This window comes from Limnobaculum parvum, assembly GCF_003096015.2.
In the GTDB taxonomy this organism is placed as follows: Bacteria; Pseudomonadota; Gammaproteobacteria; order Enterobacterales; family Enterobacteriaceae; genus Limnobaculum; species Limnobaculum parvum.
Map to the genome: position 1 here is coordinate 368,288 of NZ_CP029185.2, position 22,856 is coordinate 391,143.

16 protein-coding genes and 1 riboswitch are annotated in these 22,856 nt (G+C 48.4%); of the genes, 9 read left to right on the forward strand and 7 right to left on the reverse strand.

Annotation, left to right across the window (positions count from 1 at the left end):
- Positions 1-197: 197 nt before the first annotated feature.
- From rpoB to arnF, 9 genes are all read left to right on the forward strand, one after another.
- Positions 198-4,226 (forward strand): DNA-directed RNA polymerase subunit beta, encoded by a 4,029-nt coding sequence (rpoB, locus tag HYN51_RS01100; RefSeq protein WP_108901162.1) that lies wholly within the window; start codon positions 198-200, stop codon positions 4,224-4,226.
- A 138-nt stretch (positions 4,227-4,364) separates the two neighbouring features.
- Positions 4,365-8,582 carry a DNA-directed RNA polymerase subunit beta' gene (gene rpoC / locus HYN51_RS01105; protein ID WP_108901163.1) on the forward strand — a complete coding sequence of 1,406 codons (4,218 nt, stop codon included), beginning with the start codon at positions 4,365-4,367 and terminating at the stop codon, positions 8,580-8,582.
- Between the two features lie 561 nt (positions 8,583-9,143).
- Positions 9,144-10,292, forward strand: coding sequence for a UDP-4-amino-4-deoxy-L-arabinose aminotransferase (arnB, locus tag HYN51_RS01110; protein WP_157952947.1), 1,149 nt, complete (start codon positions 9,144-9,146; stop codon positions 10,290-10,292).
- A complete protein-coding gene (gene arnC, locus HYN51_RS01115) occupies positions 10,285-11,268 on the forward strand; it encodes an undecaprenyl-phosphate 4-deoxy-4-formamido-L-arabinose transferase (protein ID WP_108901165.1) in 984 nt (327 codons plus the stop codon). Before arnB ends, arnC begins: the two co-directional genes overlap by 8 nt.
- Positions 11,265-13,247 carry a bifunctional UDP-4-amino-4-deoxy-L-arabinose formyltransferase/UDP-glucuronic acid oxidase ArnA gene (gene arnA, locus HYN51_RS01120; protein WP_108901166.1) on the forward strand — a complete coding sequence of 661 codons (1,983 nt, stop codon included), beginning with the start codon at positions 11,265-11,267 and terminating at the stop codon, positions 13,245-13,247. Before arnC ends, arnA begins: the two co-directional genes overlap by 4 nt.
- On the forward strand, positions 13,247-14,161 hold the full coding sequence (gene arnD, locus HYN51_RS01125) for a 4-deoxy-4-formamido-L-arabinose-phosphoundecaprenol deformylase (protein ID WP_108901167.1): 915 nt from the start codon (positions 13,247-13,249) through the stop codon (positions 14,159-14,161). Before arnA ends, arnD begins: the two co-directional genes overlap by 1 nt.
- Positions 14,148-15,800 carry a lipid IV(A) 4-amino-4-deoxy-L-arabinosyltransferase gene (gene arnT / locus HYN51_RS01130; RefSeq protein WP_108901168.1) on the forward strand — a complete coding sequence of 551 codons (1,653 nt, stop codon included), beginning with the start codon at positions 14,148-14,150 and terminating at the stop codon, positions 15,798-15,800. Before arnD ends, arnT begins: the two co-directional genes overlap by 14 nt.
- Positions 15,800-16,144: a 4-amino-4-deoxy-L-arabinose-phosphoundecaprenol flippase subunit ArnE gene (gene arnE / locus HYN51_RS01135; protein ID WP_108901169.1), complete on the forward strand. Its 345-nt coding sequence runs from the start codon at positions 15,800-15,802 to the stop codon at positions 16,142-16,144. Before arnT ends, arnE begins: the two co-directional genes overlap by 1 nt.
- A complete protein-coding gene (gene arnF / locus HYN51_RS01140) occupies positions 16,141-16,530 on the forward strand; it encodes a 4-amino-4-deoxy-L-arabinose-phosphoundecaprenol flippase subunit ArnF (protein ID WP_108901170.1) in 390 nt (129 codons plus the stop codon). The genes arnE and arnF overlap by 4 nt, the downstream gene beginning before the upstream one ends.
- Positions 16,531-16,550: 20 nt before the next feature.
- On the opposite strand, the gene thiH is transcribed toward arnF, so the two are convergent.
- The 7 genes from thiH to rsd all read right to left on the reverse strand — a co-directional run bounded on the left by thiH (position 16,551) and on the right by rsd (position 22,823).
- Positions 16,551-17,675 carry a 2-iminoacetate synthase ThiH gene (gene thiH / locus HYN51_RS01145; protein WP_108901171.1) on the reverse strand — a complete coding sequence of 375 codons (1,125 nt, stop codon included), beginning with the start codon at positions 17,673-17,675 and terminating at the stop codon, positions 16,551-16,553.
- Positions 17,672-18,460, reverse strand: coding sequence for a thiazole synthase (locus HYN51_RS01150; protein ID WP_108901172.1), 789 nt, complete (start codon positions 18,458-18,460; stop codon positions 17,672-17,674). Before HYN51_RS01150 ends, thiH begins: the two co-directional genes overlap by 4 nt.
- A 1-nt stretch (position 18,461) precedes the next feature.
- On the reverse strand, positions 18,462-18,662 hold the full coding sequence (thiS, locus tag HYN51_RS01155; RefSeq protein ID WP_108901173.1) for a sulfur carrier protein ThiS: 201 nt from the start codon (positions 18,660-18,662) through the stop codon (positions 18,462-18,464).
- On the reverse strand, positions 18,643-19,407 hold the full coding sequence (locus HYN51_RS01160) for a HesA/MoeB/ThiF family protein (protein WP_108901174.1): 765 nt from the start codon (positions 19,405-19,407) through the stop codon (positions 18,643-18,645). Before HYN51_RS01160 ends, thiS begins: the two co-directional genes overlap by 20 nt.
- Before the next feature lie 2 nt (positions 19,408-19,409).
- On the reverse strand, positions 19,410-20,078 hold the full coding sequence (gene thiE, locus HYN51_RS01165) for a thiamine phosphate synthase (protein WP_108901175.1): 669 nt from the start codon (positions 20,076-20,078) through the stop codon (positions 19,410-19,412).
- Positions 20,071-22,005 (reverse strand): phosphomethylpyrimidine synthase ThiC, encoded by a 1,935-nt coding sequence (gene thiC / locus HYN51_RS01170; RefSeq protein ID WP_108901176.1) that lies wholly within the window; start codon positions 22,003-22,005, stop codon positions 20,071-20,073. The genes thiE and thiC overlap by 8 nt, the downstream gene beginning before the upstream one ends.
- Positions 22,006-22,101: 96 nt before the next feature.
- A riboswitch (TPP riboswitch) is annotated at positions 22,102-22,216 on the reverse strand.
- Between the two features lie 109 nt (positions 22,217-22,325).
- Positions 22,326-22,823 (reverse strand): sigma D regulator, encoded by a 498-nt coding sequence (rsd, locus tag HYN51_RS01175; RefSeq protein WP_108901177.1) that lies wholly within the window; start codon positions 22,821-22,823, stop codon positions 22,326-22,328.
- Positions 22,824-22,856 lie beyond the last annotated feature (33 nt).

Sequence of the window (22,856 nt, forward strand, 5' to 3'; positions counted from 1 at the left end):
GGTAACGACTTAATATATTGCTCTCCCTGACTGTAGTAAATCCTGCAATCACAGCGCGATGAAATGATTTAAGAGTTATCGGGAAAAAATATTACGGAAGATATCTCATTCTTCCGATCGATATAAATCGTGTTGCATGAACTGTCCCTATCTGGACGGACAGAGTGGTTCGACTTTCCAGCGAGCTGAGGAACCCTATGGTTTACTCCTATACCGAGAAAAAACGCATCCGTAAGGATTTTGGTAAACGTCCACAAGTTTTGGACATTCCTTACCTTCTTTCTATCCAGCTTGACTCGTTCCAGAAGTTCATCGAGCAAGACCCGGAAGGCCAACATGGACTGGAAGCAGCATTCCGTTCAGTGTTCCCTATCCAGAGCTACAGCGGTAACTCCGAGTTACAGTATGTGAGCTATCGTCTTGGTGAACCGGTATTCGATGTCAAAGAGTGTCAAATTCGTGGTGTGACCTATTCTGCACCGCTGCGCGTAAAACTGCGCCTGGTGATTTACGATCGTGACGCTCCGGCGGGCACGGTTAAAGACATCAAAGAACAAGAAGTTTACATGGGCGAAATTCCGCTCATGACCGATAACGGTACCTTTGTTATCAACGGTACAGAGCGTGTTATTGTTTCTCAGTTACACCGTAGTCCGGGTGTGTTCTTTGATAGCGACAAGGGTAAAACCCACTCATCGGGTAAAGTGCTGTATAACGCACGTATTATTCCTTATCGCGGTTCTTGGTTAGATTTCGAGTTCGACCCGAAAGACAACCTGTTTGTTCGTATTGACCGCCGTCGTAAGCTACCAGCGACCATTATTCTGCGCGCGTTGGATTTCTCGACTGAACAAATTTTAAATCTGTTCTTTGACAAGGTCGTATTTGAAATCCGCGATAGCAAGTTGCAGATGGAACTGGTTCCTGAGCGCCTGCGCGGTGAAACCGCTTCTTTCGATATTGAAGCTGGCGGTAAGATTTTCGTCGAGAAAGGTCGTCGTATTACTGCTCGTCATATTCGCCAGCTTGAAAAAGATGGCATCGATAAAATTGAAGTTCCGACCGAATACATTATTGGAAAAGTCGCTTCTAAAGATTATATCGATGAGAAGACCGGGGAAATTATTTGCCCTGCGAATATGGAGCTAACGTTGGATCTGTTGGCTAAGCTGAGCATGGCTGGCCATAAGCGTATCGAAACGCTGTTCACCAACGATCTGGACCACGGTGCTTATATTTCTGAAACTGTACGCGTCGACCCAACCTCCGATCGCTTAAGCGCGCTGGTTGAAATCTACCGTATGATGCGTCCTGGCGAACCACCAACGCGTGAAGCTGCAGAAAATTTGTTTGAGAATCTGTTCTTCTCTGAAGATCGTTATGACCTTTCTGCGGTAGGCCGCATGAAGTTCAACCGCTCTTTAAGCCGTGAAGAGATTGAAGGCTCAGGTATTCTGAGCAAAGACGACATTATTGAAGTGATGAAGAAGCTGATCGGCATCCGTAACGGTGTTGGTGAAGTGGATGATATCGATCACTTAGGTAACCGTCGCATCCGTTCTGTTGGTGAAATGGCTGAAAACCAATTCCGTGTTGGTTTAGTGCGCGTTGAGCGTGCGGTTAAAGAGCGTCTGTCATTAGGCGACCTTGATACCCTGATGCCTCAGGACATGATTAACGCTAAGCCGATTTCGGCAGCGGTGAAAGAGTTCTTTGGTTCAAGCCAGCTTTCACAATTTATGGATCAGAACAACCCACTGTCTGAGATTACGCACAAGCGTCGTATTTCTGCACTGGGTCCAGGCGGCTTGACGCGTGAGCGTGCGGGCTTCGAAGTACGTGACGTACATCCGACTCACTATGGTCGTGTATGTCCAATCGAAACGCCAGAAGGTCCAAACATCGGTCTGATCAACTCCTTGTCTGTTTATGCACAGACTAACGAGTATGGTTTCCTAGAAACGCCATATCGTCGCGTACGTGACGGTCAGGTGACCGATGAAATTCATTACTTATCTGCTATTGAAGAAGGCAACTACGTTATCGCTCAGGCGAACTCCAACCTGGATGACGATGGCGGCTTCATGGAAGATTTGGTGACCTGTCGTAACAAAGGCGAATCAAGCCTGTTTAGTCGCGATCAAGTGGACTATATGGACGTTTCAACCCAACAGGTTGTTTCCGTCGGTGCTTCACTGATCCCGTTCCTAGAACATGATGACGCCAACCGTGCTCTGATGGGTGCAAACATGCAACGTCAGGCGGTTCCAACACTGCGCGCTGACAAGCCGCTGGTAGGTACCGGTATGGAACGTGCTGTAGCCGTTGACTCCGGTGTAACCGCCGTTGCAACTCGCGGTGGTACCGTTCAGTACGTCGACGCTTCTCGTATCGTAATTAAAGTTAACGAAGACGAGATGATGCCGGGCGAAGCAGGAATCGATATTTATAACCTGACTAAATACACCCGTTCTAACCAGAACACCTGTATCAGTCAAATGCCATGCGTTTCTTTAGGCGAGCCAGTTGAGCGCGGTGACGTGTTAGCTGATGGTCCGTCTACTGACCTCGGTGAACTGGCGCTAGGCCAGAACATGCGTGTCGCATTCATGCCTTGGAATGGTTATAACTTCGAAGACTCCATCTTGGTTTCTGAGCGTGTTGTACAGGAAGACCGTTTCACAACGATCCACATTCAGGAACTTTCTTGCGTATCGCGTGATACCAAGTTAGGGCCGGAAGAGATCACTGCTGATATCCCTAACGTGGGTGAAGCAGCGCTGTCTAAGCTGGATGAATCCGGTATCGTTTATATCGGTGCTGAAGTGACCGGCGGTGACATTCTGGTTGGTAAAGTAACGCCTAAAGGCGAAACTCAACTGACGCCAGAAGAGAAACTGCTGCGCGCAATTTTTGGTGAGAAAGCGTCTGATGTTAAAGACTCCTCACTGCGCGTACCAAATGGCGTTTCAGGTACCATTATCGACGTTCAGGTATTTACCCGTGACGGCGTAGAAAAAGATAAGCGTGCGCTTGAAATCGAAGATATGCAGCTGAAGCAGGTTAAGAAAGATTTGACTGAAGAGCTGAAGATTTTCGAAGCTGGCCTGTTTGCTCGTATTCACGATGTGCTGGTTTCCGGCGGTATCGAAGAAGAGAAACTGAGCAAGTTGACTCACGACAAGTGGCTTGAAATCGGTTTAAGTGACGAAGATAAGCAAAACCAGCTGGAACAGTTGGCAGAGCAATACGACGAACTGAAATCCGATTTTGAGAAAAAACTTGAAGGCAAGCGCCGTAAGATCACTCAGGGCGATGATTTAGCCCCTGGCGTTCTGAAGATTGTCAAAGTCTATCTGGCGGTTAAGCGTCAGATTCAGCCTGGTGACAAGATGGCAGGTCGTCACGGTAACAAAGGTGTTATCTCTAAGATCAACCCGATCGAAGATATGCCTTATGATGAAAACGGCGTGCCTGTTGACTTAGTTCTGAACCCGCTGGGTGTACCATCGCGTATGAACATCGGTCAGATTCTGGAGACCCATCTGGGTCTGGCTGCTAAAGGTATTGGCGACAAGATTAACGCCATGCTGAAGCAGCATCAGGAAGTTGCAAAGCTGCGTGAATTTATCCAGAAGGCTTACGATCTGGGTGATGATACGCGTCAGAAAGTAGACTTAGCTACGTTTACCGATGAAGAAGTGCTGACTCTGGCAGAGAACCTGCGTAAGGGTATGCCAATTGCAACACCAGTGTTTGATGGTGCAAAAGAGAAAGAAATCAAAGAGCTGTTGACTCTGGGCGGTTTACCGACCTCTGGTCAGATCACGCTGTTTGATGGACGTACCGGTGAGCAGTTCGAACGTCCGGTTACCGTTGGCTATATGTACATGCTGAAACTGAACCACTTGGTTGATGACAAGATGCATGCACGTTCTACCGGTTCTTACAGCCTGGTTACTCAGCAACCGCTGGGTGGTAAGGCTCAGTTCGGTGGACAACGCTTCGGTGAGATGGAAGTGTGGGCGCTGGAAGCTTATGGCGCAGCGTACACGCTACAAGAAATGCTGACCGTCAAGTCCGATGACGTAAACGGCCGTACCAAGATGTACAAAAACATCGTGGATGGCAACCATCAGATGGAGCCAGGTATGCCGGAATCCTTCAACGTATTGTTGAAAGAGATCCGCTCGCTGGGTATCAACATCGAGTTGGAAGAGGAATAAATTCCTCTTATTTCCAGCCCCGGTGCGCCGGGGATGGTTGCAGGCACAGGGGCGCTTAACTCCTTAATTAGCTGTTTAAGTACAGGTTTAAGAATAAGTTGAGCGCCCAACAGGTTTAACTCCGACAGGAGCCGATCCGTGAAAGATTTACTTAAGTTTCTGAAAGCACAAACTAAGACCGAAGAGTTTGATGCAATCAAAATAGCGCTGGCTTCGCCAGACATGATCCGTTCTTGGTCTTTCGGCGAAGTTAAAAAGCCGGAAACCATTAACTACCGTACGTTCAAACCAGAACGTGACGGCCTTTTCTGTGCCCGTATTTTCGGACCAGTAAAAGATTACGAATGCTTGTGCGGTAAGTACAAGCGTCTGAAACATCGCGGTGTCATTTGTGAAAAATGCGGCGTAGAAGTGACTCAGACTAAAGTGCGTCGTGAGCGTATGGGCCATATTGAACTGGCTTCTCCTACTGCGCATATTTGGTTCCTGAAATCACTGCCGTCCCGTATCGGCTTATTGTTAGATATGCCATTACGTGACATCGAACGCGTACTGTACTTCGAATCTTATGTGGTTGTTGAAGGCGGTATGACTAACTTGGAGCGTCGTCAGATCCTGACTGAAGAGCAGTATCTGGATGCGCTGGAAGAGTTTGGTGATGAATTCGATGCCAAGATGGGCGCTGAAGCTATCCAGTCTCTGCTGAAAGGCATGGATCTGGAAGCCGAGTGTGAACAACTGCGCGAAGAGTTAAATGAAACCAACTCTGAAACCAAACGTAAAAAGCTGACCAAGCGCGTTAAGCTGCTGGAAGCATTCATTCAATCTGGTAACAAGCCAGAGTGGATGATCCTGACCGTATTACCGGTTCTTCCGCCAGATTTACGTCCGCTGGTTCCGCTGGACGGTGGTCGTTTTGCGACTTCTGACCTGAACGATTTATATCGTCGTGTGATTAACCGTAACAACCGTCTGAAGCGCCTGCTGGATTTGGCTGCGCCAGATATCATCGTACGTAACGAAAAACGTATGCTGCAGGAAGCGGTTGATGCGCTGTTAGATAACGGTCGTCGTGGTCGTGCTATCACTGGTTCTAACAAACGTCCTCTGAAATCTTTGGCCGATATGATCAAAGGTAAGCAGGGTCGTTTCCGTCAGAACCTGTTAGGTAAGCGTGTTGACTACTCGGGTCGTTCTGTAATCACCGTAGGTCCATACCTGCGTCTGCATCAGTGCGGTCTGCCTAAGAAGATGGCATTAGAGCTGTTCAAACCGTTCATCTACGGCAAGCTGGAACTGCGTGGTTTAGCTACCACCATTAAAGCAGCCAAGAAGATGGTTGAGCGTGAAGAAGCCGTGGTATGGGATATCTTGGATGAAGTTATCCGTGAACACCCAGTACTGTTAAACCGTGCACCAACTCTGCACCGTTTAGGTATTCAGGCGTTTGAACCGGTTCTGATCGAAGGTAAAGCGATTCAGTTGCACCCATTAGTGTGTGCGGCCTATAACGCCGACTTCGATGGTGACCAAATGGCGGTTCACGTACCGTTGACGCTGGAAGCCCAGTTGGAAGCGCGTGCGTTAATGATGTCTACCAACAACATCCTGTCCCCTGCGAACGGTGAGCCAATCATCGTACCATCTCAGGACGTTGTTTTGGGTCTGTACTACATGACCCGTGACAAAGTGAATGCGAAAGGCGAAGGCATGGTCCTTGGTGGGCCTAAAGAAGCCGAGCGCGTATATCGTGCTGGCCACGCTGAGCTGCATGCTCGCGTTAAAGTTCGTATCACTGAGTATGAAAAAAATGCTGAAGGCGAACTGGTTGCTAAAACGGGTCTGGTAGATACTACCGTTGGTCGCGCCATCCTGTGGATGATCGTACCAAAAGGTTTGCCTTACTCAATTATCAACCAAGCGTTAGGTAAGAAAGCCATTTCCAAGATGATTAACACCTGTTATCGCATCTTGGGTCTGAAACCTACCGTTATTTTTGCTGACCAGACGATGTATACCGGTTTTGCTTATGCAGCACGTTCCGGTGCGTCTGTAGGTATCGACGACATGGTTATCCCTGCCAAGAAAGCAGAGATCATCACTGAAGCTGAAACCGAAGTGGCAGAAATTCAGGAGCAGTTCCAGTCTGGTCTGGTTACCGCCGGCGAACGTTATAACAAAGTTATCGATATCTGGGCTGCGGCTAACGAACGCGTAGCGAAAGCGATGATGGAAAACTTGTCGACTGAAACCGTGATTAACCGTGACGGTGTAGAAGAGAAACAAGTTTCTTTCAACAGCATCTTTATGATGGCAGACTCCGGTGCACGGGGCTCGGCAGCACAGATTCGTCAGCTAGCGGGTATGCGTGGTCTGATGGCTAAGCCAGATGGCTCAATCATCGAAACCCCGATCACTGCGAACTTCCGTGAAGGTCTGAACGTACTCCAGTACTTCATCTCTACTCACGGTGCTCGTAAAGGTCTGGCGGATACCGCACTGAAAACAGCAAACTCCGGTTATCTGACACGTCGTTTAGTTGACGTGGCGCAGGATCTGGTTGTTATCGAAGACGACTGTGGAACTCACGATGGTATCGTGATGACGCCAGTTATCGAAGGTGGCGACGTTAAAGAGCCTCTGCGTGAGCGCGTATTAGGTCGTGTAACGGCTGAAGACGTTCTGAAACCAGGCACTGCTGACATTTTGGTGCCGCGCAATACGCTGCTGAATGAAAAATGGTGTGACCTGTTAGAAGAGCACTCTGTTGATATTATCAAGGTACGTTCTGTTGTTAGCTGTGATACCGACTTCGGTGTTTGTGCTAACTGTTACGGACGCGACCTGGCCCGTGGCCATATCATCAACAAAGGTGAAGCTATCGGTGTTATCGCGGCTCAGTCAATCGGTGAACCGGGTACACAGTTAACCATGCGTACGTTCCATATCGGTGGTGCGGCATCGCGTGCGGCGGCTGAGTCCAGTATTCAGGTGAAAAACACGGGTAACCTGAAGCTGAAGAACGCTAAGTTTGTTATCAACGCTGCTAATAAACTGGTTATCACTTCACGTAATACTGAACTGACCTTAATCGATGAATTTGGTCGTACTAAAGAGAGCTATAAAGTGCCTTACGGTGCAGTTATGGCGAAAGGTGATGGTGTGGGTGTTACGGGTGGCGAAACTGTCGCTAACTGGGATCCACATACCATGCCAGTTATTACTGAAGTAGGCGGTTTTATTCGCTTTACCGACATGGTCGATGGCCAGACGATTACTCGTCAAACTGACGAATTAACCGGCTTGTCTTCTATCGTTGTTCTGGAAGGTGCTGAGCGTACCGGTAGTACTAAAGACCTGCGTCCTGCGCTGAAGATCGTTGATGCTAAAGGTAATGACGTTCTGGTTCCTGGTACTGATATGCCTGCTCAATACTTCTTACCGGGTAAAACAATTATCCAGTTAGAAGATGGCGTAGAAATCGGTGCTGGTGATACGTTAGCCCGTATTCCACAAGAATCTGGCGGTACTCGCGATATTACCGGTGGTTTGCCACGTGTTGCAGACCTGTTTGAAGCGCGTCGTCCGAAAGAGCCTGCGATTCTGGCTGAAATCAGTGGCGTAATCTCCTTCGGTAAAGAGACGAAAGGCAAGCGTCGTTTGGTCATCACTCCAATGGATGGCAGCGAGCCATACGAAGAGATGATTCCTAAGTGGCGTCAGCTGAACGTGTTTGAAGGCGAACTGGTAGAACGCGGTGACGTTGTTTCTGATGGTCCTGAATCTCCACATGACATCCTGCGTTTGCGTGGTGTGCATGAAGTAACTCGTTACATCGTTAACGAAGTTCAGGAAGTTTACCGCTTACAGGGCGTTAAGATTAACGATAAACACATCGAAGTTATCGTTCGTCAGATGCTGCGTAAAGGTACTATCGTTCATCCGGGTAACACTGATTTCTTGGAAGGCGAGCAAGCAGAATACGCGCGTATCAAGATTGCTAACCGCACCCTTGAAGCCGACGGTAAACTGGCTGCAACCTTTGCCCGTGACCTGTTAGGTATCACCAAAGCATCGTTGGCAACAGAGTCCTTCATCTCTGCGGCATCGTTCCAGGAAACAACGCGCGTGCTGACAGAAGCTGCCGTTGCTGGTAAACGTGATGAGTTACGTGGTCTGAAAGAGAACGTGATCGTGGGCCGCCTGATTCCGGCGGGTACTGGTTATGCTTATCATCAGGCTCGTGCGCGCCGTCGTCATGTTGAAGAGGTTGTATCAACTCAGGTTAGCGCAGAAGAAGCAACGGCCAACTTGGCTGAGCTACTGAATGCCGGTCTGGGTAGTGATGACGAGTAGTCATGACAAGTAGTGATAATGAATATCGGCTAGACTAGCTGATTCAGGAACCGCCCTTCGGGGCGGTTTTTTTACGTCTGTAAATCCTGCATTTGGCTGTCATGCAGATATTGCTGAGGGGACCGGGGCTATATTTATAGCCCCGGCTATTGATGCGGAGCTGGGGGGAAGCGTTGGCTCCGGTGATGCCATAACGTCGTCATCACCATTTGACTATAATGAATCTACTTTTGTTGTGTCACCGCACAGTATCGACATTGCGTAACAACGCTCAAATATTATCAGGGGTGTAGGCTATTTTCTCAGTATATTGGGGCAATCTTCTCAGACTTTATGGCTGTTTTTTCATTTGGCTAAATTGAAGTCGTTTCATTCAGGTTACTCGTTAATCACGACCGGCTTATTCCTCGCAAATAATGCCTTATAGGCAGCATAGAACCACTCCTTAATATTTGCTTAATAATTCACCGCGTATACTTTTTCACCGCTAATTTTCGCAGATGTCATTAGCGCCGAGGGGAAGTCATATCTTTATTATTAATGATATTGGGATACCAAAGTATGGATCAGTTCTTACCTTTTTCTCGACCAGCAATTGGGGAAGAAGAAATTGCTGCAGTGACACAAGTATTACGTTCTGGGTGGATTACGACAGGCCCTAAAAATCAGCTATTAGAAGATAATTTTTGTCAGGCTTTTGGCTGTCAGTATGCGATATCGGTCAGTTCAGCCACTGGGGGCATGCACATCATGCTGTTAGCGCTGGGGATTGGTGAAGGTGATGAGGTCATTACGCCATCCCTAACGTGGGTGTCAACGCTGAATATGATCGAGCTACTGGGCGCAACACCGGTAATGATTGATGTTGACCCAGACACCCTAATGGTTGATGTCAACGCAATTGAGGCGGCCATCACGCCTAAAACTAAAGCGATTATACCTACCCACTACGCAGGCGTACCTCTTGATTTAGATCCTATCCGTGAACTTGCCTTACACCATGATATCCCGCTGATTGAAGATGCTGCTCATGCCGTTGGTGTTCGCTATAAGGATAGTTGGGTAGGTACTACCGGGACGGCAATATTTTCCTTTCATGCCATTAAAAATATGACCTGTGCTGAAGGTGGGATGATTGTTACTGACAATAAAGCGCTGGCTAATCGCCTGCGTAGCTTGAAGTTTCATGGTCTGGGAGTAGATGCTTTTGATCGTATGATCCAAGGGCGATCGCCGCAGGCGGAAGTGATTGAGCCCGGTTTTAAATATAATTTGTCAGATATTAATGCAGCGCTGGCGCTGGTCCAGCTCAAGCGCTTGCCAGAGTTGAGCGCCAAGCGAAAGGCCCTTGCAGAGTATTACTTGAGCAAAATTGGCGATTTACCGATTAAACCTCTGGGGATTCCTGCCTATCCTCATCAACACAGTTGGCATTTGTTTGTTGTCCGCATTGATCCTGAAACCTGCGGTATTTCTCGTGATGATTTTATGTCAGCACTTAAAGAGCGAGGCATTGGTACCGGACTACATTTTCGAGCGTCCCACACTCAGAAATACTACCGTGAGCGTTATCCTGATGTATGCCTTCCCGCTACGGAGTGGAATTCAGCCAGAATATGTTCGTTGCCGCTGTTCCCTGATATGAGCTTCGAGGATGTGGATCGCGTCATTGCTGCTATCAAAGACGTTCTGGAGCATGTGAATGGGTGAATTATATCCGGTACTCAAAGTCTCAGTCGTTATTCCAGTTTATAACGAAGAAGAGAGCCTGCCCGCACTCCTTTCCCGAACAATAGCCGCTTGTAAACAGTTAAAACAGCCTTATGAAATTATCCTCGTTGATGATGGTAGTACCGATGCTTCCGGCAATATGCTGATCGCGGCGGCCGAGGAGAGTGATAACCACATCATTGCCGTATTACTGAATCGTAATTATGGTCAGCATTCCGCCATTATGGCGGGTTTTAATCAAGTGAGCGGTGATTTGATTATTACGTTAGACGCCGATTTACAAAACCCCCCGGAAGAAATTATTCGCCTTGTTGAGGTGGCGGAGCAGGGCTATGACGTTGTTGGTACGGTTAGGGCCCGGCGACAGGACTCTTGGTTTCGTAGAAGCGCCTCGAAAATTATTAATATGATGATACAGCAGGCGACCGGGAAAACGATGGGCGACTATGGCTGTATGCTGCGGGCTTATCGCCGCCATATTGTTGAGGCGATGCTGCACTGTCAGGAGAGAAGCACCTTTATACCTATTTTGGCCAATACCTTTGCCAGACATACCACCGAAATCGGCGTACAACATGCGGAGCGTGAGTTTGGTGATTCTAAATACAGTTTAATGAAACTGATTAATTTGATGTATGACCTGATTACCTGTCTTACCACGACCCCCCTACGGTTATTAAGCGTGATGGGCAGTATTGTTGCCCTCTCTGGATTTGCACTAGCCGTTGCGTTGGTCGTTTTGCGGTTGATTTTTGGGCCAGCGTGGGCTGCCAACGGTGTGTTCACACTGTTTGCCATCTTGTTTATGTTTATTGGTGCACAATTTGTCGGTATGGGATTACTTGGTGAGTATATCGGCCGGATTTACACCGATGTTCGTGCTCGCCCCCGTTATTTTATTCAGAAAATTGTTGGCGAAAAAAATCATATTAACAATCAGGAAGAGAATGAATGAAAGCGATTGTATTTGCCTATCATGATATAGGTTGCACTGGGCTGGATGCGCTCATTTCTGCGGGTTATGAGATTCAAGCCATCTTTACGCACGTAGATAATCCGGGAGAGAATACGTTTTTCTCATCCGTTGCCCATAAAGGCGCGGAAATGGGCATACCGGTTTATGCCCCGGAGGATGTCAATCACCCCCTTTGGGTGAGTCGTATTCACGAATTTTCTCCTGATATTATTTTCTCTTTTTATTACCGCAAGTTACTGTGTGATGACATTTTATCGCTAGCGCCTAAGGGGGCCTATAACTTACACGGTTCATTATTGCCTCGCTATCGTGGCCGCGCTCCCGTTAACTGGGTACTGGTGCAAGGGGAAACGGAAACCGGCGTTACGCTGCACCAAATGACGATAAAGGCGGATGCCGGCGGTATTGTTGGCCAGTTAAAAGTTGCTATTGATAACGAGGATACGGCATTAACCCTGCACGCTAAACTGCGTGATGCGGCGGCTGAACTGTTAGCTGAACAGTTACCGGCCATCAAGCGCGCTCAATTTTCCCTGTCTCCGCAAGATGAGTCTCAGGCCTGCTATTTTGGCCGCCGTCAGCCAGAAGATGGTGATATCCATTGGGATGCGCCAGCTCAAACGGTGTATAACCTGATTCGGGCCGTCACCAAACCTTATCCCGGTGCATTTAGCGTTCATGGCAAAAAGAAGATGATTATCTGGAGCGCCCGCGTTTTAGATGTTGAACATGCTTATCATCCGGGCACCGTTATTTCTAGTGGCCCGTTGCAGATCGCCTGTGGTAAAGGGATATTGGAAGTGGTTGCTGGACAGGGGGACTCCGGCCTGTATGTTCAGGGTTCGCAATTGGCACAAGAGATTGGTTTGGTAAGCGGTGTTGTGCTGGGGGGAAAATCCAAAGCCAGTGCTCCACGCCGCCCACGAGTGTTGATTCTGGGGGTTAACGGTTTTATCGGTAATCACCTGACGGAACGGCTGCTGCGTGATGATACCTATGAAGTTTATGGCCTAGATATTAGTTCTGACGCAATAGCGCGTTTTATTGGTCATCCCCATTTTCACTTTGTTGAGGGCGATATCAGTATTCACTCCGAATGGATTGAGTATCACATTAAAAAATGTGATGTGATTTTACCGCTGGTGGCGATTGCCACACCGATTGAATACACGCGTAATCCTTTAAAAGTCTTTGAGTTAGATTTTGAAGAAAACTTAAAGATTGTGCGTGACTGTGTGAAGTATAAAAAACGTATCATCTTCCCATCGACCTCTGAAGTCTATGGCATGTGTGATGACAATGAATTTGATGAAGATACATCGCGTTTAATCGTCGGGCCGATTAATAAACAGCGTTGGATTTACTCGATTTCTAAACAGCTACTGGATCGGGTCATTTGGGCCTACGGTATCAAAGATGAGCTGCGGTTTACGCTATTTCGTCCGTTTAACTGGATGGGACCTCGACTGGATAACCTTAACGCCGCCAGAATTGGCAGCTCGCGGGCCATTACTCAGTTAATTCTTAATTTGGTTGAAGGTTCACCCATTAGTTTGGTGGATGGCGGTCAACAAAAACGCTGTTTTACCGATATTCATGACGGTATCGAAGCGCTGTTTCGGATTATTGAGAATAAAGGGGATCTCTGTGACGGCCAGATTATTAACATTGGTAACCCGGGCAACGAAGCGAGTATTCGTGAACTGGCTGAAATGCTATTGGATTGCTTCGAGAAGCACCCGCTACGTCAACAATTCCCGCCGTTTGCCGGTTTTAATGTGATAGAGAGCAGCCATTACTACGGTAAAGGCTATCAGGATGTTGAACATCGTAAACCCAGCATTAAAAATGCCCTCCGCCTGCTGAGCTGGCAACCCACCATCGATATGCACCAAACGGTAGAGGAAACGTTAGATTTCTTTCTACGTACGGTGGAATGCGATGACGGTCAATTATGATGAAAAAGATTGGCTTGCGTATTGATGTTGATACTTTACGCGGTACACGTCAGGGGGTGCCTCAGTTACTGTCTTTATTGGATCGACATGGTATTCAGGGCAGCTTTTTCTTTAGTGTAGGGCCGGACAATATGGGGCGCCATTTATGGCGCCTTTTACGCCCGCGCTTTTTGTGGAAGATGTTGCGTTCTAATGCGGTATCTCTTTACGGCTGGGATATTTTGCTGGCGGGTACCGCATGGCCAGGCAAAGCGATCGGATTATCACAGGCCCAAATGATACAAAATACGGCTCAGAAGGGGCATGAAGTAGGCCTGCACGCTTGGGACCATCAAGGCTGGCAGGCTAATGTTGAACGTTGGAGTGAAGCGCAGATTGTCCACCAGATAGCATTGGGTATTGAGATGCTGGAAGGTATTTTATCGCACAGGATTACTTGTTCCGCCGCCGCAGGCTGGCGGGCCGATCGGCGAGTGATTGAGGTGAAAGAGCGGTTTGGTTTGGTCTGGAATAGCGATTGCCGTGGAACAGGGCCATTTCGCCCGGTGCTGAGTAACGGAGAAACGGGGGCGGTACAAATTCCGGTGACCTTGCCAACTTACGATGAGGTCGTGGGGCGAGAGGTCTCTTCGGCTGAGTTCAATGATTTTATATTGGATGCCATGCAACGAGATACGGGATCACCGGTTTATACCATCCATGCGGAGGTGGAAGGCATCGTTCAGGCCGCCGCTTTTGACCAATTGCTGGTGAGAATGGCTGAGGCAGACATGCAGTTTTGTCCACTGGGTCAACTGCTGCCGGAAGATCTTAACCAGTTACCGAAAGGTTTGGTGGTTCGCTCCTTCGTGGCCGGTCGAGAGGGGTGGCTGGGGTGCCAGTCTCCTTATGAGGGTGAAGATGAGAATATATAATGGATTGGTGGCGCTGTTTCTGGGCTTGGTTTATCTGATTCCATCCAGCCTGCATTTACTCTGGCAACCTGATGAAACACGTTACGCCGAAATCAGCCGAGAAATGCTGGATAAAGGCGACTGGATTGTGCCCCAGTTTATGGGGGTGCGGTATTTTGAAAAACCGATAGCAGGTTATTGGGTGAATAACCTTAGCCAATGGATCTTCGGTCATAATAACTTCTCCGTTAGATTTGGTTCATCGTTGAGTATTGCTTTGAGTGGGTTACTGGTATTTTGGCTCGCTTCACGCATTCTGAACGACCGCAAAGGTGCTTATTTAGCCACGCTGATTTACTTTTCCAGTATGTTGGTGTTGTGCATCGGGGGATATGCGGTTCTGGATCCGATGCTAACGCTATGGATGACGGCGGCAATGGCCAGTTTTTATCTGACGATGAAAGCCACTAGCCGCCGTGAGACGTTGATTGCTTATCTCCTGCTGGGCTTGGCCTCCGGTATGGGCTTTTTAACCAAAGGTTTTTTATCGCTGGCTATCCCAGTTATCAGCGTTCTGCCGTATGTGATTCAGCAAAAAAAACTAAAAGAGCTGCTGATCTTTGGCCCGATAGCCATTGTTACCGCAGCGATTATTAGCCTGCCGTGGGTGCTAGCTATTCACTGGCGCGAGCCTGACTATTGGCGCTATTTTTTCTGGGTTGAGCATATCCAGCGCTTTGCCGAAAAAGACGCCCAGCATAAAGCGCCATTCTGGTACTACCTGCCGGTGTTATTGGCAGGAACGTTACCTTGGCTTGCGCTATTGCCGGGTGCGTTGGCGAAGGGGTGGAGACATCGAAAAGACCAGCCGGCTCTGTTTTACCTGCTGGGTTGGGTGGTGATGCCGTTCTTGTTTTTCAGCATTGCCAAAGGAAAATTGCCCACCTATATTTTGCCGTGCTTTGCACCGTTGGCGATTTTGATGGCATCTTGGGTATCTGGCTATATTCAGGCGGGATATTCGCGGGCATTAAAAATCAATGGATTGATAAACTTAGCATTTGGGGCCGTAGGCATTATAGCCCTGTTGTTGGTTGGTTCAGGAGTATTGCACGGTGTTCAACTATTTCAGCCGCAAGAATGGCTGAAGGTTGTTATCGGTACTGCTAGTTTTGGTTTTTGGCTGCTGGTGGGCATCATTACTTTTATTTCCCCCCTGAAACGTTGGCGCTGGGCGGCGGCGGCACCGATTGCGCTGATGCTGCTGTATGGATATGCGATCCCTCAGCAAGTGATAGACTCCAAGCAGCCACAGGATTTTGTGTCAAAAAATAGGGATATTCTACAAAACAGCCGTTTTGTTTTGGTGGAAACCACGGGTATCGCATCGGGTATCGCGTGGGAACTCGAGCGTGATGATATCGTGATGTACGAGAGCAAAGGCGAGATAAGTTATGGTTTAAGCTACCCCGATGCGGCAGAACGGTATGTCTCAGCGGCGCAGTTTCCTGATTGGCTTAAGCAAAAACGCCCACAGGGGGACGTCTGTTTGGTGGTTCGGTTAGCCAAAGGGGAGGCGGTGGACCCAACGCTACCGAAAGCGGATGCTGTTTTCTATTATCAGCGGATGGCACTGCTGTTTTATAAGAAAGTGGGATAATGAGCTATCTTTTGCTGTTAATGGTTTGTGTGTTGACCTGCTGTGGGCAGCTCTGTCAAAAAATGGCAGTAGATCGCTGGCAAACGCTCCCGGAGTCATCGAGGCTTAGCGCCACGTTGTACTGGTTATTGAGCGGCTTAGTACTGTTAGGTCTAGCCATGCTGATTTGGCTGCGCGTGCTGCAAATGTTACCGCTTAGCGTGGCTTATTCGACCATAAGTTTTAATTTTGTGATGGTAACGCTATGTGCTCGCTATATTTTCCATGAGCCAACGGATAAACAGCACTGGATAGGAATAGGATTGATTATCATAGGAATATTCCTGATGAGCTGTAGCCTATGAAAGGATACGGATGGGCGGCTGGAAGTATTGTGCTTGCCAGTTGCGCGCAATGGTTAATGAAGTGGGGGATGATCCAACTCCCCCAAATGCTTTGGTTTGGCACTGAGTTTCAGGCGTTGTTGTCATCTCCTGTTGTAGCGCTGCTTGCTGTCGGTGTGGGTATTCTTTTTTATGTCCTTTCAATGCTGTTTTGGTTTTTGACTTTGCGCTATTTACCTCTGAATAAAGCTTACCCATTACTAAGCCTCAGCTATGCGGTGGTGTATGTCGGCGCAATATTACTTCCTTGGTTTCACGAGCCGTTTTCACTGGTGAGAACCTTGGGCGTTGCCGTGATTATGGTTGGCGTATGGATAATCAATCGTCCGCGCCAACCATCATCCTGATAGCGATTTCTTGGATGGGATTATGACCGACCCAGATGTTTGTCCCAGTCTTTCCAAACTGGCTGTAGACCTTTGGCGATCAGCGCTTCGGCGACTTGCTGCGGTGAACGGTTATCGTGTGGGGAAAATTGCTCAAGTTCAGGTTTATTATTGGCATAGCCACCGGGTTGAGTTTTGGAGCCGGCGCTGACGTTGTTAATGGCGAGCGGTACCATATGGTCACGAAAATAGGGCGATTCACGGGTTGATAAAGACAGCTCAACCTCCGGTGCGAATAGGCGAAACGCGCAGATAAGCTGCACTAATTGAGCATCATCTATCAGTGATGCGGGCGCTATTCCTCCTACACAGGGGCGTAAACGAGGGAAAGAGAGAGAATAACCACTTTGCCAATAGCGATGTTGCAGAAAACTTAGGTGTTCAGCCAAATAGTAACTATCGGTACGCCAGTCAGCGGCTAAACCGAGTAGAGTACCTAATCCAATTTTATTAATGCCCGCCTCTCCCAGCCTTTCTGGGGTTGCTAGCCGCCAGAAAAAATCCTGCTTTTTGCCTTTCAAGTGGTGTTGCTGATAGGTGAAGCGATGGTAGGTTTCCTGATAAACCATGACGGCATCCAATCCTAAGGTTTTTAGTTCCTCGTACTCTTCGCTGCTTAGCGGCTGTACCTCCATCATGAGTGAGCTGAAGTGTTGACGGATGGCGGGAAAATGACGGCGGAAATAATCCATGCCTACTTTTCCCTGATGTTCTCCGGTGACCAGTAACAGATGTTTATAGCCCATGGCGTTTAGCGCATGGCACTCCAATGCAATCTCATGTTCATCCAGCGTTTTACGCTTGATACGATTGCTCATTGAAAAACCGCAATAGCTACACTCATTGGCACACAGATTGGACAGATAAAGCGGGGCGTAAAAGCTGACGGTATTACCAAAACGCTGACGTGTGAGGTGTTGCGCTTCTTGTGCCATGACTTCTAGATAAGGTAATGCCGCCGGGGAAATCAGCGCCATAAAATCACCCAGCGTACGCCGTTGGTTTCTCAGCGCCTGTTCAACATCTCTGGATGTTTTACTGTATAGGCTCAGGGAAATATCATCCCAGTCCAAATTTTGCCAGTGGTACCGAAATTCGGTTTTCATTTCCCCTCCAGCGCTTTGGGCTTAAGAAAGTCAGTTAATGGGCTGGAGGCGGATGCCCAGGCATTATGGTGCACTGCACCTAACCCGGCCTGTCTGGCTAAGTGGCCTGCCTCAACCGCCCATTTAAACGCCGTAGCCATATTTACTGGGTCTCTGGCTACCGCGATGGCGGTATTAACCAATACCGCATCGGCACCTATTTCCATCGCCTGAGCGGCATGACTTGGGCTGCCAATACCGGCATCCACCACCACTGGAACGGTTGATTGCTCAATAATGATTTTTAAAAACTCTTTAGTGACTAAACCTAAATTAGAACCAATGGGGGCACCTAATGGCATCACGGCGACACAGCCAACCGCCTCCAGACGTTTGCATAGCACTGGATCGGCACCGCAGTAAGGCAGCACAATAAATCCTTGTTTAACCAGCTCCTCTGCTGCCTTTAGCGTTTCAATCGGGTCTGGTAACAGATAGCGGGCATCCGGATGAATTTCCAGCTTTATCCAATGGGTTTCCAGCGCATCTCTTGCCAACTGGGCTGCAAAAATGGCTTCTGCGGCGGTTTTCGCGCCAGAGGTATTCGGCAATAATCGGATGCCATGTTGCTGTAGCGGTGCCAAAATGGCATCACTGTTGCTATGAACATTGACCCGCTTCATTGCCATGGTTGCCAGTTCTGAACCAGAGGCAGCAATAGCCTGCATCATCACATTTGAAGATGAAAACTTTCCCGTACCAACAAATAGGCGCGAGGTAAATGTCGTGTCTGCAATGGTTAACATATCAGCCTCCTGCAATGGCTTGAAAAAGTAAAACGACATCACCATTTTGAAGTAAATGACTGTCCCACTGGCTTTTCGGGCATATTTCCTGATTAACGGCTACGGCCATACCCATAGTTGATTGGTTCAACTGTTGGAGTAGGGCGGATAGAGTGATGGGGCTCTCTGCACTAACCGGTGATTCATTCACCATGATTTGCATTCTGGCCTCCGCACACCTGACAGTTTGGATCGCGATGCAATCGTAATGTGGTCCAGTGATGTCGTTTTCCATCAAATAGCTGTAGTTTTCCTTCCAGAGCGGAACTTCCTCCTGCTAGCATTTTTATTGCTTCCAATGCTTGTAGTGAGCCGATTGCACCAACCATTGGCCCAAGTACTCCGGCAGTACGGCAGTTACGCTCGGGCTCTTGTTGTTCTGGGTAGAGACAGGCATAACAACCGTGATCAAACGGCGGCTTCAGAACCATCAGTTGTCCACTAAAACTCACGGCACTGCCGCTGACCAACGGGATGCGGTGTTGAATACAGGCAGCGTTAACCGCATGACGGGTTGCCATATTGTCGCAGCAGTCCAGTACCAGATCGACCTGAGGTAAAATTTCATTCAGGTTTTTATCGGTAAGTCGCTGGGTTAAGACTTGATAACTAATCTGTGGATTTAGTGCCTGCAACTGCTCTTTTGCCAGTTCGGCTTTAGATCGCTCGATATCCTGAGTGCGAAACAGGATCTGGCGCTGTAGATTGGTCAGATGAAGGGTATCATCATCGGCCAGCAGCATCTTGCCCACTCCCGCGGCGGCCAGATAGAGTGATACTGGAGAGCCAAGCCCGCCCAGACCGACAATCAGCACGGTGGATTGCCCAAGTTTTTCCTGCCCCTCGAGACCGATATCCTCCAGAAGTAATTGACGGCTATAACGTAAAAATTCGCTGTCGTTCAGCATGGTTAATGCTCCTCATGTTCTATTAGCCGGAGCAGTTCTGCGGTGGCCTGTCGCCAGTCTTTCGCTTGAGTAATCGCGCTCACCACGGCGATGCTACCAACTCCGCAGGCCAACACATCCGGTACGCGCTCGATACTGATACCGCCAATGGCAACGGTAGGATAATCAGCAATAGCCGCGACATGACGTTTTAACTCGGCTAATCCTTGTGGCGCAGACGGCATCTCTTTGGTTTGAGTTGGAAAAATATGGCCTAAGGCGATATAAGAAGGGCGAATGGCAACGGCCCGCGCCAGCTCTTCATCATCATGGGTCGAGACACCCAGACGCAGGCCTGCCTGATGGATTGCCTTGAGATCGGCGGTGAGTAAATCGTCCTGTCCAAGATGGATTCCGTAGGCTTGATGCTTAACCGCCAGTCGCCAGTAATCGTTGATAAACACGCGAGCGTTAAACTGTTTCCCCAGTTCAATTGCCTGTTGGATAATCTCTTCCACTTCACTGTCTGGCTGGTCTTTGATGCGTAGCTGAATGGTGGTTACGCCCGCATTTAGCAAACGTTCAATCCAACTCAGCGTATCAACCACCGGATAGAGCCCCAGCTTTTTCTCCGTAGGGGGAAATGGCGTATCGGGTAATGCGAAAAGATGGATTAGGGGAGTATCAGCCATGAGAGTTTTCCTCTGTCGTTGGGGTATCTGATGCGGCCGGGTGATAAAGCTCGCTGCCCTGAGCGCGAAAATTTTCTGACATTTCATTCATTCCACGCGTTTTCACCAACAGCAGATCTTGTTGCGCCCGATCTTTGGCAAAATCCCTCACTTCCTGAGAAATTTTCATTGAGCAGAACTTTGGCCCGCACATTGAACAGAAGTGAGCAACTTTGCCGGAAGCTTGGGGCAATGTTTCATCGTGATAAGCCCGAGCAGTTTCCGGGTCGAGGGCCAGATTGAACTGATCTTCCCAACGAAATTCAAAGCGGGCTTTTGACATGGCGTTATCGCGAATTTGCGCACCGGGATGCCCTTTCGCCAGATCGGCAGCGTGAGCGGCAATTTTGTAGGTAATAAGCCCCTGTTTGACATCTTCTTTATTTGGTAAACCAAGATGCTCTTTGGGAGTGACATAACACAGCATAGCGCAGCCAAACCAGCCTATCAGGGCAGCACCAATCCCGGAGGTAAAGTGGTCGTATCCCGGGGCGATATCGGTTGTCAGTGGCCCTAAGGTATAAAAGGGGGCTTCATGGCAGTGCTCTAACTCAAGGGTCATGTTTTGGCGAATCATGTGCATGGGAATATGACCAGGGCCTTCAATCATTACCTGAACGTCATACTCCCAAGCGATTTTGGTGAGTTCACCGAGTGTTTTTAGTTCTGCAAACTGTGCTTCATCATTGGCATCCTGAATGGAGCCGGGGCGCAGGCCGTCACCCAGCGAAAGTGCAACATCGTACTGGCTGCATAACTCACAGATTTCGCCAAAGTGTTGATAGAGAAAGTTCTCCTGATGGTGAGATAAGCACCATTTCGCCATGATAGCGCCACCCCGAGAGACAATTCCCGTCAGGCGATTGGCGGTCATCGGCACATAACGTAGCAGCACTCCGGCATGAATGGTGAAGTAATCGACGCCTTGTTCAGCCTGCTCGATCAGCGTGTCTTTAAATACTTCCCAACTGAGGTTTTCAGCAATACCGTTAACTTTTTCTAGAGCCTGATAAATGGGGACGGTACCGATAGGCACCGGGCTGTTACGAATAATCCATTCGCGTGTTTCATGAATATAGCGCCCGGTAGAGAGGTCCATTACCGTATCGGCGCCCCAGCGGGTAGACCAAACCAGTTTCTCGACTTCTTCTTCAATAGAGGAGGTCAGTGCTGAATTACCAATGTTAGCGTTCACTTTTACCAGAAAATTTCGGCCGATAATCATGGGTTCTGATTCTGGGTGGTTAATATTCAGAGGAATGATGGCTCGGCCTGACGCTACCTCATTACGGACAAATTCCGGGGTGATATTGTCCGGCAATACGGCACCAAAGTTTTGCCCTGGGTGTTGTTGCTTCAATACCTCGGTGCGAATCCGTTCCCGCCCCATATTTTCGCGGATGGCAATAAATTCCATCTCTGGGGTTACGATACCCGCTCTGGCGTAGTGTAACTGGGTAACGCGTTTGCCGGGTTTGGCTTTGCGGGGTGCGGGGAGATGCGTATAACGCAGATGGTCTAACCCTTCGTCAGCCAACCTTTTTTGGGTAAAGAGTGAGCTGACCTGAGGCAAAAACTCAGAATCACCACGTTGTTCGATCCAGTTTTTCCGTAGCGTTGATAGCCCTTGTCGAACATCCAGCGTTGCCAGAGGATCGCCATAGGGACCTGAAGTATCGTAAACCGGTATGGCTTCATTGTCCTGATATTCAGGATTTTCTTGGTGGCCACCCACCAGCGTTGGTGATAACTGAATTTCACGCATGGGAACACGCAAATCGGCTTGTGAGCCTTGCAGATAGATACGTTTTGAATTGGGAAAGGCGCTTCCCTGTAGCTGGTCAATAAATTGCTGCGCCTGAGCGCGTTGGGTTCTTCGGTTAGACATAGCAAGCTCCTAATATCATTAAGGATTGCTTGTCCGGAGCTCGGAGAGGGAGTAATGATAAAGCCGAAAAGGCGTTAAACGTTTTCGGTTTATCTGAATGATATTACTCTTGTTCCCTTCGCGGGTATTAGCCCGATCAGGTTCCGCGGATCCCGAATTAACGGTCTCAGCCTGTGTCACTAGGTGGCACTAGGCACTCCGACAAGATTAATCACCAAACACAGTGATACAACACAGTATAAGTCAGCTAACAAAAACCATAAGTGGTTTTCCCGCTCGGTTTATACTCAAATGGTGCCAGAAATTAGCACCACCTTTAGTTATTTTTCTGATGCAGTGGATGAGTGATGGCTAAGCCAGCTATTGGTCGCTTCCTGAATCAGTTTATCTTCCAGCGAGAAGCGTCTTTCCAACAGTTCACCAACGGTTGAAAGATCTTCATGCAGTTGTAATATGGTGTCTTCGTTGATGCCCTTTTCGACATAATTGTCGTAGAACGCCATAATCTTTTGGGTATTCTCTTCTAATCTCGGGTAGGCTTTTTGGCCAATAAGCAGATTTGGGCTACTGGCGCCCTCTTCCTGAGTAATGACTTTGTCATAAATATGAAAATGGCAAGAGGAGAGATAGTCCACCAGATGGTGTCCAAAATCGATTAGGGCTTTCTCATCGAGAGGGACATTTTTTTCTTTATTTGGCTTAATACCAACAAGACGGTAATAAGTAACCAGTAGGTTTTTACGTGATTCTAACCACTGATCAATCAGTTTGATTTTGCCGCCCACGCGCTCGGCTAAGCTTTCGAGTTGGTTTAGCATAGTGTTTCCAGAGTGATGGCTGTTAGTAAAATA

Coding starts and splice junctions, on each gene's coding strand:
- rpoB (WP_108901162.1), top strand. CDS start 198: ATGGTTTACTCCTATACCGAGAAAAAACGCATCCGTAAGGATTTTGGT.
- arnF (WP_108901170.1), top strand. CDS start 16,141: ATGAAAGGATACGGATGGGCGGCTGGAAGTATTGTGCTTGCCAGTTGC.
- thiC (WP_108901176.1), bottom strand. CDS start 22,005: ATGTCTAACCGAAGAACCCAACGCGCTCAGGCGCAGCAATTTATTGAC.
- arnB (WP_157952947.1), top strand. CDS start 9,144: ATGGATCAGTTCTTACCTTTTTCTCGACCAGCAATTGGGGAAGAAGAA.
- thiS (WP_108901173.1), bottom strand. CDS start 18,662: ATGCAAATCATGGTGAATGAATCACCGGTTAGTGCAGAGAGCCCCATC.
- arnE (WP_108901169.1), top strand. CDS start 15,800: ATGAGCTATCTTTTGCTGTTAATGGTTTGTGTGTTGACCTGCTGTGGG.
- arnC (WP_108901165.1), top strand. CDS start 10,285: ATGGGTGAATTATATCCGGTACTCAAAGTCTCAGTCGTTATTCCAGTT.
- rsd (WP_108901177.1), bottom strand. CDS start 22,823: ATGCTAAACCAACTCGAAAGCTTAGCCGAGCGCGTGGGCGGCAAAATC.
- thiE (WP_108901175.1), bottom strand. CDS start 20,078: ATGGCTGATACTCCCCTAATCCATCTTTTCGCATTACCCGATACGCCA.
- HYN51_RS01160 (WP_108901174.1), bottom strand. CDS start 19,407: ATGCTGAACGACAGCGAATTTTTACGTTATAGCCGTCAATTACTTCTG.
- HYN51_RS01150 (WP_108901172.1), bottom strand. CDS start 18,460: ATGTTAACCATTGCAGACACGACATTTACCTCGCGCCTATTTGTTGGT.
- thiH (WP_108901171.1), bottom strand. CDS start 17,675: ATGAAAACCGAATTTCGGTACCACTGGCAAAATTTGGACTGGGATGAT.
- arnD (WP_108901167.1), top strand. CDS start 13,247: ATGAAAAAGATTGGCTTGCGTATTGATGTTGATACTTTACGCGGTACA.
- arnT (WP_108901168.1), top strand. CDS start 14,148: ATGAGAATATATAATGGATTGGTGGCGCTGTTTCTGGGCTTGGTTTAT.
- arnA (WP_108901166.1), top strand. CDS start 11,265: ATGAAAGCGATTGTATTTGCCTATCATGATATAGGTTGCACTGGGCTG.